16 protein-coding genes and 1 pseudogene are annotated in these 15,906 nt (G+C 62.4%); 8 read left to right on the forward strand and 9 right to left on the reverse strand.

The window, feature by feature from the left end:
- Positions 1–8: 8 nt before the first annotated feature.
- The 3 genes from KUV72_RS08100 to KUV72_RS08110 all read right to left on the reverse strand — a co-directional run bounded on the left by KUV72_RS08100 (position 9) and on the right by KUV72_RS08110 (position 2,803).
- Positions 9–665, reverse strand: a complete 657-nt coding sequence (locus tag KUV72_RS08100; RefSeq protein WP_222237975.1) for a DUF2291 family protein — start codon at positions 663–665, stop codon at positions 9–11.
- 567 nt (positions 666–1,232) lie between these two features.
- Positions 1,233–1,793, reverse strand: coding sequence for a hypothetical protein (locus KUV72_RS08105; RefSeq protein ID WP_261317397.1), 561 nt, complete (start codon positions 1,791–1,793; stop codon positions 1,233–1,235).
- Entirely contained in the window at positions 1,778–2,803 is a 1,026-nt protein-coding gene (locus KUV72_RS08110) for an alpha/beta hydrolase (protein WP_206942242.1), read from the reverse strand. Before KUV72_RS08110 ends, KUV72_RS08105 begins: the two co-directional genes overlap by 16 nt.
- A 450-nt stretch (positions 2,804–3,253) precedes the next feature.
- Here KUV72_RS08110 and KUV72_RS08115 point away from each other — a divergent pair, with 450 nt between their 5' ends.
- Together KUV72_RS08115 and KUV72_RS08120 are read left to right on the forward strand one after the other, a co-directional pair.
- Positions 3,254–5,440: a malate synthase G gene (locus KUV72_RS08115; RefSeq protein ID WP_206942243.1), complete on the forward strand. Its 2,187-nt coding sequence runs from the start codon at positions 3,254–3,256 to the stop codon at positions 5,438–5,440.
- Positions 5,441–5,591: 151 nt separating this feature from the next.
- The gene (locus KUV72_RS08120; protein ID WP_206942244.1) at positions 5,592–6,005 is read left to right on the forward strand and encodes a PaaI family thioesterase; all 414 of its coding nucleotides are present in this window, start codon (positions 5,592–5,594) and stop codon (positions 6,003–6,005) included.
- A gap of 3 nt (positions 6,006–6,008) precedes the next feature.
- On the opposite strand, the gene KUV72_RS08125 is transcribed toward KUV72_RS08120, so the two are convergent.
- On the reverse strand, positions 6,009–6,401 hold the full coding sequence (locus KUV72_RS08125; RefSeq protein WP_206942245.1) for a DUF423 domain-containing protein: 393 nt from the start codon (positions 6,399–6,401) through the stop codon (positions 6,009–6,011).
- 140 nt (positions 6,402–6,541) lie between these two features.
- Here KUV72_RS08125 and thiS point away from each other — a divergent pair, with 140 nt between their 5' ends.
- The 3 genes from thiS (at position 6,542) to trmB (ending at position 8,471) form a co-directional block, all read left to right on the forward strand.
- Positions 6,542–6,742 carry a sulfur carrier protein ThiS gene (thiS, locus tag KUV72_RS08130; RefSeq protein WP_206942247.1) on the forward strand — a complete coding sequence of 67 codons (201 nt, stop codon included), beginning with the start codon at positions 6,542–6,544 and terminating at the stop codon, positions 6,740–6,742.
- A gap of 78 nt (positions 6,743–6,820) precedes the next feature.
- Positions 6,821–7,615 carry a thiazole synthase gene (locus KUV72_RS08135; RefSeq protein ID WP_206942249.1) on the forward strand — a complete coding sequence of 265 codons (795 nt, stop codon included), beginning with the start codon at positions 6,821–6,823 and terminating at the stop codon, positions 7,613–7,615.
- 109 nt (positions 7,616–7,724) lie between these two features.
- Positions 7,725–8,471, forward strand: a complete 747-nt coding sequence (trmB, locus tag KUV72_RS19835; protein WP_242520804.1) for a tRNA (guanosine(46)-N7)-methyltransferase TrmB — start codon at positions 7,725–7,727, stop codon at positions 8,469–8,471.
- Positions 8,472–8,529: 58 nt separating this feature from the next.
- Here trmB and KUV72_RS08140 read toward each other — a convergent pair.
- Positions 8,530–9,477: pseudogene (locus KUV72_RS08140) on the reverse strand (DMT family transporter); the annotation flags it as partial.
- A 122-nt stretch (positions 9,478–9,599) separates the two neighbouring features.
- Between KUV72_RS08140 and KUV72_RS08145 the strand changes: the two are divergent.
- On the forward strand, positions 9,600–10,526 hold the full coding sequence (locus tag KUV72_RS08145; protein ID WP_206942253.1) for a LysR substrate-binding domain-containing protein: 927 nt from the start codon (positions 9,600–9,602) through the stop codon (positions 10,524–10,526).
- Between the two features lie 724 nt (positions 10,527–11,250).
- On the opposite strand, the gene KUV72_RS08150 is transcribed toward KUV72_RS08145, so the two are convergent.
- Entirely contained in the window at positions 11,251–12,162 is a 912-nt protein-coding gene (locus tag KUV72_RS08150) for an AEC family transporter (RefSeq protein ID WP_206942255.1), read from the reverse strand.
- A 156-nt stretch (positions 12,163–12,318) separates the two neighbouring features.
- Here KUV72_RS08150 and KUV72_RS08155 point away from each other — a divergent pair, with 156 nt between their 5' ends.
- Positions 12,319–12,846 (forward strand): hypothetical protein, encoded by a 528-nt coding sequence (locus KUV72_RS08155; RefSeq protein WP_222237977.1) that lies wholly within the window; start codon positions 12,319–12,321, stop codon positions 12,844–12,846.
- A complete protein-coding gene (locus KUV72_RS08160) occupies positions 12,843–13,448 on the forward strand; it encodes an SCO family protein (RefSeq protein WP_222237978.1) in 606 nt (201 codons plus the stop codon). Before KUV72_RS08155 ends, KUV72_RS08160 begins: the two co-directional genes overlap by 4 nt.
- A 44-nt stretch (positions 13,449–13,492) precedes the next feature.
- Here KUV72_RS08160 and KUV72_RS08165 read toward each other — a convergent pair whose 3' ends face one another.
- From KUV72_RS08165 to KUV72_RS08175, 3 genes are all read right to left on the reverse strand, one after another.
- Positions 13,493–14,422 (reverse strand): PHB depolymerase family esterase, encoded by a 930-nt coding sequence (locus tag KUV72_RS08165; protein WP_261317398.1) that lies wholly within the window; start codon positions 14,420–14,422, stop codon positions 13,493–13,495.
- 154 nt (positions 14,423–14,576) lie between these two features.
- Positions 14,577–15,293 carry an FKBP-type peptidyl-prolyl cis-trans isomerase gene (locus tag KUV72_RS08170; RefSeq protein WP_206942260.1) on the reverse strand — a complete coding sequence of 239 codons (717 nt, stop codon included), beginning with the start codon at positions 15,291–15,293 and terminating at the stop codon, positions 14,577–14,579.
- 165 nt (positions 15,294–15,458) lie between these two features.
- Positions 15,459–15,902 carry a universal stress protein gene (locus KUV72_RS08175; RefSeq protein ID WP_206942262.1) on the reverse strand — a complete coding sequence of 148 codons (444 nt, stop codon included), beginning with the start codon at positions 15,900–15,902 and terminating at the stop codon, positions 15,459–15,461.
- Positions 15,903–15,906: the final 4 nt, after the last annotated feature.

The following is a 15,906-nucleotide window of genomic DNA, read 5'->3' on the forward strand; positions in this document are numbered from 1 at the left end:
GGCGGCCATTACCGCACCTCCAGCGCAACGGGAGTGATCAGCCAGTGGTTGGGATTGATGAGCTTGAACACGCCCACGACGTCCACCGTCTTGCCGGAAAGGTTGGCGGCGTCGATATCGGCCAACACCTGACGTTTCATCTCGCCGTTGATGGCGGCTCCTGCGTTCTGGTACTCGATTTGGTTGGTGAACTGGCCGAAGGAGATCTCGCCGGTGGCATCGCGCAGGTCGGTGCCATTGATCGCAGGGCCAGTCTGCACCCGCACCACCAGGGATGCGGGAAGCTCTGCCACGCTGACCTCGTAGATGCCGGCCTTGGCCTCGCCGGCGACACCGGAGAAGCGAACCGGCATGACGGGCCCGATGCCGGCCATGACACCGTATTCCTGGCTGGCTGCGGCCTTGTCTTCGGCGATGGCGGAGGCCAGCTCGACCGCATCGACCGCACGCCGCTGTACGGCGTCGCGGATCTCGGGAAAGCGCTCGGTGCCGAAGCGCTCGGCAGAAAACTCCCCACTACGGGAGTCCTGCTCGGAACCGATGGTAATGATGGTGGTATCAAGCGCCATGGCAATGATGGCCAAGGTGGCGACGCCCGCGGCGAACAGCCTGCCTCTCTTCCTGCGCAGGCGTGTGGTTGGCCTGGTGAGGGTCGATGTGCTCATGGGTGCCTCATAGTGTGGTGGCCGATGTGCCTGAGAAGGCGCCGTAAAAGACGCCGGAGAAGGCGCCGTAAAAGACCTGTGGGGAAGGCGGACGGTGTGGCTCTTTAGTGATGTGCTTATAGCTATGCGCTTATGGCCATGTGCTTATGGTTATGCGCCTCCTGGTCATTTGATCGACAATAGATCAAATGATGCGACTACTTCAGTCTAGCTCGGCCTGCTTTTGTGTCATCTTTTTAGGGTTAGACTTTAGCAGTGGTGTTTATTCGGTTGATTTATAAGTATTTCCGAGATGGCCACATGGATGTTTTGGTATTTTTAACGTCTATTGAAATAAATAACGATTTTTTCTGTGCTTTTTAGTGTTCATATGATCGAAGCGGCAGAGCGCGGCGGTCCAAGCAGGCCGGCAGAAGTGAGAGCAGTCAGCGATGAGGAGGGCATGGCGGCAGGGAGGGAGGTAGGAGGAGGGATGTAGCAGATGAAGGACCAGCAAGCTGGTCCTGGGTGCAACATGAGGTCGCTGGTGAAACCACCAGCCAGGGTGCTGCTGCGCGTGTCGAAAGGTTACAGCGCGTCGGCGTCGAAGGCGCCATTCAGCACAGTCGACCACAGTGCCGCGCCGTCGCCAGGCCGCCTCAGGCGCAGTTCAAAGCGATAGGGCACCAGCTCTCGATCTGACAGACGCAGGCGCGGGCCATCGGCAATCAGACGGCTATCGATCAGCCACTGCTGGGTGTCCGCGGCGGGGGTATCACCGGGTTGCCAGTCCAGTACCTGGGGGCCATCGTCGATGGTCAGCAGGCCGCGGGTCAGGCTCTCCTGCACGCGGGCGACGCTCAATGACAACCGTTCATCCACATTGGGCGGCGACAGCAGCAGCACCTGATCGATCAGCGGCGTCTCCGCCAGGGGAGGAGCCTGGGCGACCTGCTCGGCGGCATGGTGGCCAAGTCCCAGCAGCGCCTGACGCAAGCTATCGGGGCGCTCCGGCGCTCCCGCGCAGCCGCTGAGCCAGAGCGCCACCAGCCACGTCAGCCATTGCAGAGTGCTGAAAGGATGACGGGTGCTGGATGGGCGGGCAAAGACGTTGGGGAGGAACCGACTCTGGGTCAGGCGTCTGGGCATCGTCGTGACATCCTTTTCACGGGGGGCTCTGCGCTGAGCTGTTGCTCCAAAAAGTGACGCACTTCCTCGAAAAGTTCCAGCCGTATGTCCTCGGCTTCATTCACCAGGTGGTGTCTCGCTTCGGCGTGGCAATGCACCGTGGCCTGGGGGAACTTCTTGCCGAGCACGGCCAGATTCCATGGGCCATCCACGGTCATGTCCTTTTTACCCTGCACGATCAGGGTAGGCAGCTGACAGGGCGGCAGTTGCATCAGGCGCGGCATCCAGCGACGCATGGCCGTGACCCAGCCAGTAGGTAAGCGGACCGGCTGCAGTGGATCCTGCTCCCGCAGGAAGGTCGCGAAATCATCATCGTTGGTATTGGGGCGAAACTTTCTTGGCACACTATCGACGAATGGGCTGACCAGCAGGTGGACCCATGCAGCCCGGGTCCACCCCCAGGGCCTGACCAGCGGTGCCAGCAGCACCAGCGCAGACCAGTGGCCGTCGTCACCGCGGCTCAGAGCGTCGGTGGCGAGGATCGCCCCTCCGGTGCTCTGTCCAAGCCCAATCCAGGGGCCAGAGGCGAGGCCATGGTCCCCCAGGTACTGCTGAAGGGCGCGCAGGCAGTCACCATAGTCCGCGAAGTCTTCAATATCGGCACGCTCACCGCTGGACAGGCCGTGCCCAGGTAGATCCCACAGCACCACGGTCAGTTCGAGCTCCAGCAACAGCTTGAGCAGATGCCGATAAAGGCCAAGGTGGTCGTAATAACCGTGGACTACTACAGCGGTGCCCCTGGGCTTTCGTGGACGCCAGACCTGCGTCCATAGGCGAAAGCGCGGGGTCTCGATATTGCCCGCATGCAGGGTGACCCGGTCGTCGAGTATCGCATCGAGGCGATAGTGCGACAGGTACTGTTCGAGCACCTGCTCCAGGGCCGGGGTGGCGCCAGCCGCGGACAGTCGGCCCCCCTGATTGACGATGGTCGTCAGCGTCTCGATGTCTTCGAGTGGGGTGTAATCGGTCATGGCATCCTCCGCGGGAAGGTGCGGCCGTGTGGCGGGAGCCCGAAGCCAACAAAGTCATCGGGTACGCTGGGTGGGAGCCACCAGCGCGCTGCCCCTCGCTTGCCTGCCCAGTCCCTGTCTGAGTAAGACAGCGAGATGGGGCCGGTGGTTGCCGTCATCCATCTGGTCCGGCACAGCGTGAGGCAGCCCATCGGCAGGCCTGAAAACCTTCCTGTTAACGCATCCTTGCTCATTCCATGCTAGCGATTGCGCCTGTTCGGCACCACTGTTTCCTAATCATTGGTTACGTCGCAGGCTTATCTTTTGGTCTAGCCTTGGGGGAAAGACGAAGCGTTTGGGTTTACATGTGGAATTATTTTCCACAAAATCTTTCGGGAGCAGTCACCTTTCATCCTGTCCGGCCGGATGGTGCCAGGGGGGCACCCAAGGCCCAACGAGGAGCTAGACCCCATGACGCAACGCATTACTCGCCATCGCCTTCAGGTGGCCGCCGAGCTGGACCAGTTCATCAATGATCAGGCGCTGCCCGGCACAGGTATTGATCCCGAGGACTTCTGGAAAGGCGTAGACGCGATCTTTCACGACCTGGCGCCCGAGAATCGTGAGTTGCTGGCCGAACGTGATGCACTGCAGCTCAAGCTTGATGCCTGGCATCGCGAGCACCCCGGCCCGGTCAGTGACATGGCGGCGTATCAAGCCTTCCTGAAGGACATCGGATATCTGGTGGACCCGCCTGCCAAGGTCGAGGTCACAACCGAGAACGTGGATCGCGAGATCGCGTCTCAAGCCGGCCCGCAGCTGGTGGTTCCGGTCAACAATGCTCGCTACTCCCTGAATGCGGCCAATGCGCGTTGGGGCAGCCTTTATGATGCCTTGTACGGCACAGACGCGATCTCCGAGGAGGACGGTTGCGAGAAAGGCTCGAGCTTCAATCCCAAGCGTGGGGCAAAGGTGGTGGCCTACGCTCGCAATGTGCTGGACCAGGCGGCGCCGCTGGCCACAGGCTCACATCGTGATGCGGTGAAGTACTTCCTGCGCGACGGCCACCTGGTCGTCTCACTGGAAGGTGGACGCGAGACCGGTCTGAAGGAGCCCGGCAAGCTGGTGGGATATCAGGGAGATGCCGCTGCGCCCAGCGCTGTGCTGCTGTCCCACCACGGCCTGCACCTGGAAATTCAGGTGGACGACAGTCACCCCATCGGCAAGACCGATCCGGCTCATGTCAAAGATGTGGTCGTCGAGGCCGCGCTGACCTCCATCATGGACTGTGAGGACTCGGTTGCGGCGGTGGACGCCGAGGACAAGGTGGGGGTCTATGCCAGTTGGCTGGGCCTGATGAAAGGAGACCTGACGGCCGAGGTGTCGAAGGGCGGCAGCTCCTTCACCCGTCGCCTGAACCCGGACCGTCAGTACCTGACGCCGGATGGTGGCGAGCTGACGCTGCCCGGCCGCTCGCTGCTGTTCGTGCGCAACGTCGGTCACCTGATGACCAACCCGGCCGTGCTGGATGCTGACGGCAACGAATTGCCCGAGGGCATTCTCGACGCCATCATGACCTCATTGATTGCGCTGCATGACCTCAACAAGAGCGATGATCAGCCGCGCAACTCGCGCACCGGCTCTGTCTATATCGTCAAGCCGAAGATGCACGGTCCGAAGGAAGTGGCGTTTGCCAACACGCTGTTTGGACGCGTCGAAGACCTGCTGGGCATGGCTCGCCATACCCTCAAGATGGGGATCATGGACGAGGAGCGGCGTACCTCGGTGAACCTCAAGGCCTGCATCAATGAAGCCACCAGTCGCGTGGTGTTCATCAACACCGGCTTCCTGGATCGCACCGGCGACGAGATGCATACCGCCATGGAAGCGGGCCCGATGCTGCGCAAGGGCGACATGAAGGGCGCCGACTGGATCCAGGCTTACGAGCGCAGCAATGTGCTGGTCGGACTGGCCTGTGGCCTGCGTGGTCGTGCTCAGATCGGCAAGGGCATGTGGGCCATGCCAGACCTGATGGCGGCCATGATCGAGCAGAAGATTGGTCACCCCAAGGCCGGTGCCAACACCGCATGGGTGCCGTCTCCGACGGCGGCGGCACTGCACGCGCTTCACTACCACCAGGTCGACGTGGCCCAGGTGCAGCGCGAGCTCGAGGAACTGGATGAAAGCGAGCAGCGTGAAGAGCTGCTCAAGGCCTTGCTGACGATTCCGGTGGTCACCTCCGCGGACTGGTCCGATGAGGCGATTCAGCAGGAGCTGGACAACAACTGTCAGGGTATTCTTGGCTACGTGGTGCGCTGGGTCGAGCAAGGCGTTGGTGCTTCCAAGGTGCCGGACATTCATGACGTGGGCCTGATGGAAGATCGCGCCACGCTGCGTATTTCCAGCCAGCATATTGCTAACTGGCTCTATCACGGCGTAGTGGATGCTGCGCGGGTGGAAGAGACGCTCAAGCGCATGGCGAAGGTGGTGGATGGGCAGAATGAAGGCGACCCGGCCTACACGCCGATGAGCCCGGACTTTGCCAACTCCAGCGCTTTCCAGGCCGCCAGCGATCTGATCTTCAAGGGGCGTGAGCAGCCTGCCGGCTACACCGAGCCGCTGCTGCACCACTGGCGCCAGGTCCACAAGGCGAAGTAAGACGCTCAAGACGTTCTCGAGCGCATCACCAGCACCCCCGGGACCCTGTTTCCGGGGGTGCTGCGTTGTGCCCTGGTGGCAAGGGCGTTGAGGTATGGTGTCGCGCCTTGGGGTATGGTGAAGTCGCTGGACTGCTTTCAGGGAGAGAGCCATGACCGTGATGACCGCCGCCGCCATCGAGGATTTTCTCGATGATGTCTTCCCACAGCGCTGTGGCACCATCGAGGCCGTGTCCGAGATGCGTGCGACCATGAGTCTGGCCATCGAGGACGAGCATTTGCGGCCCGGTGCCAGTGTGTCGGGTCCCACCATGATGGGCCTGGCCGACGTGTGTCTGTACGTGGCCATCCTGGCACAGATAGGCCCAGAACCCATGGCCGTCACCAGTAACCTCAACTGCCATTTTCTGCGTCGCGCGCGGGGTGATCGCGACCTTATCGCCAATGCCCGGTTGATCAAGCTTGGGCGACGTCTGGCGGTGGGGGAGGTAGAGCTGTTCTCTGATGGAGATGAGGCGCCGGTGGCCCATGTGACGGCGACCTACGTGCTGCCGGACGCTGACTGATGATCAGCGGGGCTGGCGCCAAAGTCCCCAGGCGAGGGCCAGCCATCCCAGCAGCAACAGCGTACCGCCGATGGGGGTGATCACCCCGAGTGGGCCCAGCCCGGCACCTGCCAGTCCCGCCATGGCCATGGCGTAGAGCGACCCCGAGAACAGCAGCACCCCCACGAGCCACAGTTTCAGGGCCAGCAATTGAGCAGGGATCGGGAACTGCGACCGCCATGCCAGCACGGCCATGGCGGCCAGGGTGTGCCATGCCTGGTAGCGCACGCCGGTGACAAAGGCCGCCGACAGGCGCTCGGGCAAGCGGTCGTGCAGACCATGGGCGGCGAAGGCCCCGAGGCCGACGACGCAGGCCCCGGACAGGGCCAGGGTGATCCACCAGTGGCGATCAGGCATTAGGGGGTCTCTCTGTGGGTGAGGCGTGGAGCGTCTGCCGGCGGCCGGGACAGTTGCAAGGAATCTGCCCCCAACCGTACCCCGAGACGCTGTGAGTCGCTACAATGTGGGCCCCGCGACATCTTGAAAATGAGGTGGCCATGCAGATCCAGCTCAATGGTGAGCCCCACGCCCTCGACCGCGAACAGACCGTGGCAGAGTTGATTGACGCGCTCGGCCTGGGTGGTCGGCGTATCGCCGTCGAACTCAACGAGGATATCGTGCCGCGCAGCCAGCACGCGCAGACGCCGCTGGCCGATGGCGACAGGATCGAGATCGTCCACGCTATCGGAGGTGGTTGAGGCGAGCCATCCCGCTTCACTCTCATGGTGCGCCGCTCGACGGCGGCCCAGAATCGCTTTGCGAGTAAGGACCAGAGCATGACCGATATCTTTCAGGACAGCCCGCTACGGGTCGCCGGCTACAGCTTTTCTTCACGCTTGCTGGTCGGGACCGGCAAGTACAAGGACTTTGACGAGACCGGCGATGCCATCGCCGCCAGTGGCGCGGATGTTGTCACCTTTGCGGTGCGCCGCACCAATCTGGGCCAGGAAGCCGGCGAGCCGAACCTGCTCGACGTCGTCCCACCTGAGCGTTACACCCTGCTGCCCAATACGGCAGGTTGCTACAACGCCAAGGACGCTGTGCGCACCTGTCGCCTTGCCCGTGAGCTGCTGGATGGTCACAAGCTGGTCAAGCTTGAAGTGCTGGGCGATGACAACACCTTGTATCCCAACGTGGTGGAGACCCTCAAGGCGGCTGAAACCCTGGTAGCCGATGGTTTCGACGTCATGGTCTACACCAGCGATGACCCCATCGTAGCCCGAGAGCTCGAGGCGATCGGCTGCTGCGCGGTGATGCCCCTGGGTTCACTGATCGGCTCCGGCCAAGGCATTCAAAACCCCTACAATGTGCGGTTGATCATCGAGCAGGCCAAGGTGCCCGTGCTGGTGGATGCCGGCATTGGCACCGCATCAGAAGCCGCGTTAGCCATGGAGCTGGGCTGCGACGGGGTGCTGATGAATTCCGCCATTGCCCACGCGCGCCAGCCGGTATTGATGGCCGAAGCCATGAAGCACGCGGTACAGGCCGGGCGCCAGGCGTTTCTTGCCGGGCGCATGCCTCGTCGCAACGCTGAAGCCTCCTCACCTTTCGCTGGACGCATCAACGTGTGAAGCCGGCCTTGGGAACGCGCTGTCGTCATGTTGCCAGTGCAGCAGTGGCGGCAGCGCTTTCCGCAGAAGCGCTGCTCACCAGTCACTTTTCACGCCGCCAGACACCATCATGACCGATCAAGAGCGCCCGCAAGAGGGCAAGAATACTGGCCCCGAAGGGCCCGAGGCACCGCTGCATCGTCGCGGTATCAAGAGCTATGTGCTGAGGGCCGGGCGCATGACCCAGGCGCAGACGCGTGGGTTGGAAGAGGTATGGCCGAAGCTTGGCCTGACGCTGGATCAAGGGCGCCAGGACCTCGACGCGTTGTTTGGACGCAGCGCCCCTAGAGTCGTTGAAATCGGCTTTGGCATGGGGGCATCACTGGTCGAGCAGGCTGAAACTCATCCGGATACTGACTTTATCGGCATTGAAGTGCATGCGCCGGGAGTCGGCAAGTTGCTGGATGAAGCCGACAAGCGTGGGCTGACCAACCTCAGGGTGTATCGCGAGGATGCCCTGGCGGTGCTCGAGCAATGTTTGCCGGAAGCCAGCCTGACCACCCTCCAGCTGTTTTTCCCGGACCCTTGGCCGAAGAAGAAGCACCACAAGCGGCGTATCGTTCAGCCAGCCTTTGTGGAGCTGGTGCGCCAGCGGCTCAAGCCGGGCGGCACCCTGCACATGGCGACCGACTGGGAGGCCTACGCCGAGTGGATGGCCGAGGTCATGGATGAGGCGCCGGGCTACGTCAATACGGCGACCGAGGAGACGACACCCTATGTGCCGCGTCCCGACTTTCGTCCGTTGACCAAGTTTGAGGCGCGGGGCGAACGGCTCGGTCACGGTGTCTGGGACCTGATTTACCGCCGCGCCGAGTAAGCCGCGCATCGGCTCCTCGCCCTGGACGCTGGCGCCCTGCAGCCAGCGCCCACAGGGCACCGAGCAACGACACGACCAGGCCACTCAGGCCAAGCATGTCGGTACGATCGCCGAGCAGGACGACACTCAATGCCAGTGTCACTGCGGGCGTCAGCGCGATCAGTGCCGAGGTCGGTGTGACCCCGAAGCGGCCGAGACTGGCGACGAAAAAGCCGTAGCCTCCGAAGGTCGACAGCAGCACCAGCCAGATCAGCGCCACGCCGCTGTCGAGTGTCAGTGGTGGAGGCGTGGGCATGCCTGGCTCCAACAGCAGTGCTGCGACCACAAAGACCAGCGTGGCAGCGCTCAGCTGCAGGGCTAGCCGCAGCACCAGGGAGAGTGGCTCAGGACGCGCATGCTGGGAGCCCGGGCGTGAGGTGTCAGGGGGTGTCAGCACGCTGCCCAGAGAGACCGCCGCCACCGCGAGCAACGGTAGCAGATAGGCCCACCAGGGCGCGCCACCGGCACTCTGCATGTCGCCGGTGATCATGGCAGCGGCGCCCAAGGTGGCCAGTCCCATGCCCCACCACTGAGCCTTCTCACTTTTCTCATGGAGCAGGTGCTTGGCCAGCAAGGCAGCCGCCAATGGCTGCAGGGCTCCGATCAATGCAGCCACCGAAGCACTCACCCCTTCCGCCACGGCGATCAACATCGCCAGCAGATAGACACCAACGGTCAGACTGCCGGTCAGCAGTTCATGCTGAACCTGTTGTCGATTCGGACGCAAACCGGGGCGTCGCCTGAGACAGGCCACCACGACCCAGGCCAGCGCCGCAGCCAGAGCGAAACGGTAGCTGTAGAGGCCCAACACAGGAGTGTTCAGCTCCACCGCCAGACGACTGCCCACGAAGCCACTGCTCCAGCAGAGCACGAAACCTGCTGCGAGACAGCAAGCTCCGACGGTCGTGCTGGGGGCGGTGAGAAGGCCGCGGTGCCCGACGTTTAGCGAAAGGGTGGGTCTTTGCATCGTTACCTCCTCTAGGTATCGGTGGATGAGTCAGCGTTGGCTTAGTCTGCCCAGATGCTAGACTTTCGAGTAGCGAAAGCTTTTGCACGCTGACTTCAATGTTGCTTAACCCTGGAGGAGGTATGGGAGAGGGCCCATCGTTGGATCTTGAAGCATTGCGCAGCTTTGTCACGGTGGCCCAGCAGGGCAGTCTGGCGGGTGCTGCGGCTCTGCGTCATCGCACTGTCAGTGCCTTGAGCATGCAGATCAAACGCCTGGAGGAACGCCTGGACGCGCGGCTGTTGATACGCGGCCCACGGGGCGTATCGCCGTCGCCGGCGGGTGAAGCCTTGCTCCAGGAAGCGCGTGAACTGCTGCGCCAGCACGATAGCCTGGTGGCCAGGCTGACAGGACAGGGACTGAGTGGTCGGGTGCGTTTCGGGATGCCTGAAGGCTATGCGCCGCATTTGGTGGAGCAGATCCTGCCTGATTTCCTGGCCAGCCATCCCAATGTCTTGCTGGAGGCGGTGACGGCGCCGAGTGGAGAGTTGGCGCGTCGCCTGGAACGCGGCGAGCTGTCGCTGGCCGTCGCGCTGGACCGACCCCACCAGCTGGGAGCGGGAGAGTCACTGTGGCAGACCGCCCCGGTGTGGGCTGCGTCGCGTGAATTTCGTCTCACTGATGACGCGCCGCTGCCGCTTGCTCTGCACCCTCTGGACTGCCCATTCCGCTCTCTCGGGGTAGAGGCCCTCGACAGCCAGGGGCGTGATTGGTACGCCGTCTTTACCAGTACCAGTATCCATGCCGTCGAGAAGGCCGTAGAAGTCGGCTTGGCCGTGAGCATTCTCGACCGCCAGCGGCTGACGCCCAGAATGCGGGTGCTGGATGAGCGAGACGGGCTTCCTGAGCTGAGTCACTCACACGCGTGTCTGTACTTCAGCAGGCGAATTGCGGCGGCGTCATGGCCAGCCGTAGACGCCCTGGCGACCTTGCTGCGACAGCGCCTGTCGGGTGCCGGGCCCTGGCCTGCCCATGGTCGCGAGTCACGACAGATGAACGCGGGTAGCTGACGGAGAGCGTCTCGAGGGTAGGCGGAGCACAAAAGAAAACCGCTCCAGAGGGAGCGGTGAAAGGACCGTGACTAGCAATGAGGAGGAGAAACCAGATAGCGACTGGCAGAGTCTGTATCTGGTGTCAGTGGCTCATCAACACTGACAACATCAGCGTAAATCATTCTCATTTTCCCCGTCAAGCGTAACGAGAATTCTTTTTATTCATGCCTTCTGAGCGTCGTTGATCTCTGGCTGGCTGCGTTGGTCTGCGTTGGTCTGGAAAGGGGGAAACAAAAAGGGGAAATGAAAAAGCCGCTCCCAAGGGGGAGCGGCGAAGGACCGTGACTAGCAATGAGGAGGAGAAACCAGATGCGACGAACAACGCCTGGTATCTGGTGTCGGCGGCTCATCAACGCCGACAAGGTAAGCGTAAATCATTCTCATTGATCGCGTCAATACAAACAAGAATATTTTTTATTTAAGGCGGCGGCCAGCGCTGCTGATGCCATCGCGTTGGCCTGGCCGATCGCGGAATGGCCACAGGCCACAATAGAAAAAGCCGCTTCCAAGGGGAAGCGGCGAAAGGACCGTGACTAGCAATGAGGAGGAGAAACCAGATAGCGACTGGCAATGCCTGTATCTGGTGTCGGCGACTCATCAACGCCGACGAAGTAAGCGTAATTCATTCTCATTCGCTTCGTCAACACAAACGAGAATCTTTTTTATATAGGGCCTGTACGGCTCAGGTCAGCTGCATCCACAGTGGCAGCGTCAGCATCGCGGCCAGGGTCTGCGCCGTGATCAGCCCGGCCATCAGCTCTGCGTCGCCACCGAGTTGGCGCGCGAGAATATAGGCAGAGGTGGCGGTGGGCAGCGCCGCAAACAACAGCGCCACATTCAGGCTGACCGGATCGAGCCCGCAGACCCAGCCAAGTGCGAGGACCAGTGCTGGCATGAGGATGAGCTTGGCCAGACTCGATACCCACAGGCCCAGGTCCCGGCGAAGCAGTGCCTGGGGACGAAGTGCCACGCCGACAGCCACCAGACCAAGGGGAAGCGCAGCTCGACCCAGCAGTTCCAGCGTACCGGCCGACCAGCCAGGTAGCCCGATGCCAGACAGGTTGAGTCCAATGCCGATCAGGCACGCCAGAATCAGAGGGTTCTGGGCCAGTGCCCACAGCGAGCGCCAGAGCCCGGAACGTCCCAGGGTTCCGGCGGCAATAAAGGTCAGCACACACAGGACATTGACGGTCGGAATCATCAGCGCCAGCGCTACCGCCGCGACGGTCGCGCCCTGGCTGCCGTGCAAGGCGGCCGCCCCCGCCACCCCGACATAGGTGTTGAAGCGCACAGCCCCCTGAAAGACCGATGTAAAGGCGGCGGCGTCAAGGCCAAGGCGCGGCTTGCACCACCAGAGCAGCAAGGATAGGGCAAGCATGGTGCCGAGCAGGACCACGGCCAGCCGAACCACCGGAACCTGGCTGATATCTGCGCGTGCCAGAGTCGCGACCAGCATGGCAGGAAACAGCAGAAAGTAGATCAGCCGTTCCATGCGTGCCCAGAAGTCGCCACCGGGGAAACGTGCAAGCCCGAGCAGAGCACCCAGCAATATCAGCAGGAAGAGAGGGCCAAGGGCCGCGGTGATGGAGGCCATGTACGATCCTTGTTCGAATGACGCCCGAGGCGACGTGGTGATGCGTTGTTGTCAGTCCAGCGCGTTGATAACTGCGACATTGTCGCGCAGGGGGCTTCGGGATTTTGCTGATAAGCTAAGGTGACACCCATTCTGCTCTGGAGGTCGTCCTCCAACATGGATTCGCGCCAGTCCTCAGCCTCGCGTGGCGCACGTCGTCCACGACTGCGCATGCTGATCACCGTTACCGTGGTCACGCTGCTGGTTGCCCTATGGTACCTGTTGCGCTACGAACTTGGCGATCATCAGGAGACGGTCTGGTACCCCGCAGCCCCAGGGTGCGATCTGCACCAGGGGCCCTGTTCGGCCAGCCTCGGAGAGGGGGAAAGCGTCTCTCTTGCCATCGCGCCTGACAGCAGTATTCAGCCTCTCGTCGCGCTGCCTCTGGCGGTTCGCATCGACGGTGTAGCTGCTGACAACGTGAGGGTGTCATTCGAAGGGGTCGATATGGACATGGGCGAGCACCGTTTTACGCTGTCCGCCGAGCCACCAGACGAGAACGGCGTCAGTCGGTTCATCGGTGAGGGGCAGCTGGGCATCTGTACGCGCGAGACCATGGTCTGGCGTGCCCGGGTCAGCTTCGATACGCCACGAGGGCGCGTAGGCAGTTTTTTCGACCTGGAAGTCGAGCGTAGCCTGCCATGACCTCCCGAATTTCTGCGCGGCGTCGCTGGGCCCTTGGGCTGGCGGGGGGGCTGGTGGTGGCGGCAGCCTTGCTCTGGAGCTTCAGACCCTGGCAGGTTACGCCGTCGTCGGGGCCTGTCGGCGGCAACATCGAACTTCCTGCCACCACCGGCACGTTTTCGCTGTCAGCATTGCAGGATGACCAGGTCGCCGTGCTGTTCTTTGGCTACAGCTGGTGCCCTGATGTCTGCCCCATCAGCCTCGCCGTCGTGCGTCAGGCGCGCCTATCGCTTCCCCCTCAGCTACGCCGTCGAGTGGTGCCGGTCATGATCTCGGTAGACCCCGTACGCGATACGCTGGAGCGACTGGAGGAGTATCTCGCCGCCTTCGGTGACGACATGGTCGGAGCCACAGGGAGTGCCGCCGAACTAGCGGACATTGGCGAGCGCTATGGCGTTGTCTGGCGCAAGGTCGAGACACCAGACTCGCAGATGGAATACGCCGTGGATCACACCGCCTCCCTGTACCTGGTCAAGCCAGACGGTACGATCCTTGAGCGTGTCCTGCATTCACCGACTCCAGGCCCGCTACAGGCAGCCCTTGATCGAGCGCTGGCCGAGTAAGCCAGCAGCCTTTGGGGTGATGCGCGTTGAGCGGATGACGTGCATCAAGGGCGTTGCTGCAGTCGATCGATCATGCTCATCAGCGCGCTGACCTGTCGGCCATCGCGGCTGTCATGCAGCGGGTCCTGTTGCCAGGTGCTCTCGCTGAAACCCCACCAATCCCAGCACCCTTTCGGGTTGGCCAAGCTTGCTTCCGCCTGGGGATACAGCACGACCAGGCCGAGGCGCTCGGCATAGCGATTCAAACCGCTGGCCTTGGCGAAGGCGGACGGCTGGATCGCCTCGTCGTCGGTGTCGTCCACCGCCATCTCACAGCCGTGGAAGGCGACCACGAGCTTGCACGTGTTCTGCTGCTGGTCACAGGCCTCGGGCAGGTACAGAAAACCGGTATCCGCCAGGCCCTTGGCGTCGAACTCGCGCTGGTCGAAGGCGATAAGTCGCGCGTCGCTCGCAAACTCCGCAGGCTCGGCTGACTCAGGTTGCTCGGCAGGCTGGAGCGCGCCAAGCCACCAGGTGAGGAAGTCTCCGGCCAGATCGGTATGACAGTCCAGCAGGTAAGGGGGGCCTCCTTCGCTGCAGTCTGCCAGAGGGATGTCGCTCTCCACGGTGGTGGGCCACCCATGTCCAGCGTCGGGATGAAAGACGGCTTGAAGCTGGCGTTCGTCAGCCAGCCAGCCTTGCCACTGGGTAACGGCTGCGTGGCCTACCGCGGGGTCGATGGTGCCGTCCTTGTCGCCGTGCCACAGGTACACTCGCAGCTCGGCAAGATCGTCTGCGTCCCCTACCCGCGATTGCTCACGATAGCCCTGCAGGCGCCGATCAATGGCTGCCAAGTCCGCTGTACCGTGCCGTTGCCCCATGCACTGACCGAGGGCCACCCCCAGTTCACCCAGGGCGCATCCCCACGGTCCGCTGGCGACCAGGCCCAGCGCCTCGAAGCGTGAGGGCCAGGCCACTGCCAGCTGCTCCGCCATGTAACCCCCGGAAGACACGCCAATGGTGGCGGTATGCTCGACTGATAGACCGAGCGCCGGGAGCGCTGGGGGCTGTGCCAGCGCTGGCATCGCCAAAAAAAACGCCAGCCCCCCGAGGAGGCTGGCGTTGGTCCGGCGAGCTGGGCGCACTGCCTCAGCCTTCATCACTGGGATTGATATCCAGCAGCTCGACCTTGAAGATCAAGGTCTCGTTCGGGCCAATCGGTCCCTGTCCACGGGCGCCGTAGCCAAGCTCCGGCGGAATGACGACTTCCCAGGTATCGCCCACGTTCATCATCTGCAGGGCTTCCTGCCAACCTTCAATGACCTGGCCGACCTGGAAGGAGACGGGCTCGCCACGCTCGTAGGAGCTGTCGAAGACAGTCCCGTCGATCAGCTTGCCTTCGTAGTTGACCTGGACAGTGTCACCCGCTTCAGGTGACTCACCGTCGCCTTCTTCCAGTTCCTTGTACTGAAGGCCGGAATCGGTGGTGGTCACGCCGTCTTTCTCGGCGTTGTCAGCCATGTAGGCCGCGCCTTCTTCCTGGTTGGCGTCTGCCTGTTCAGCCATTTCTTCGGCGCGTTTCTGCTGCTCCTCCGCGCGCTTGGCCATGGCGTCTTCCTGGAACTTGGTCAACGCCGCCGCAATTTCCTCGTCGGTCATGTCCAGGTCGCCGCCGGCGAACACATCGTTGATGGCGTCACTGAAGGCGTCGGTATCGAGGTCTTCCACGTCCTGCTTGATGCTCTGGCCCAAGGTCACACCCAGGCTGTAGCTGAGTTTCTCCTGGTCGCTTTCCGGTGCAGAGAAGGCCAGCGGAGCGGCACCCAGCAGGGCGATCAGCGAAGCGGAAGTCAGCAGTGTCTTCATGGAAATCCTTGTCTGGCGGCGTCGGCCGCAGTGTGAATGTCGTTGGTGTGACTGTATCAGGCGGCAAAGGGTTCCGCATCCGTCGCAGTCTACTCCATACGAACAAGACCCGGATCAGGGATCCGGGTCTTGTTTGTCGTGCTTGGCTTGCCGTCTGGTGACCGACTAGACGACCAGGGTAGGACACTGGGCGGAGCCGGAAACGCGCTGTGCGACGCTACCGAGGATCAGGCTGGCATCGCCGTTGGTGCCCTGGGCCCCAATGACGATCAGATCGCAGTCTCGCTTGCGAGCAAAGCGCACGATGGTGCGTGAGGGGCGGCCACCCTTGACGAAGGCACGCACCTTTTCCAGCGGCACCCCCAGTTCTACTGCATGGTTCTTGGCGTGAACGGCGATTTCGGACGCATATTCCTTGAGCGCGTCGTCTGGCAGATCCAGCTTGTCGGGACGGACCATCGACAGCGAGGCCTCGAGCAGGCTGTGATGCTTGAAAACGCACAGAATATAAAGCTCAGCGCCGGTCAGGTACTGCAGACCCACGCCCTTTTCCAGTGCTTTCATGGCGCCTTTGGAGCCATCTACCGCCACCAGGATACGATTGAACATCGGT

This window comes from Halomonas sp. DP4Y7-1 (genome assembly GCF_019800705.1).
In the GTDB taxonomy this organism is placed as follows: Bacteria; Pseudomonadota; Gammaproteobacteria; order Pseudomonadales; family Halomonadaceae; genus Halomonas; species Halomonas litopenaei_A.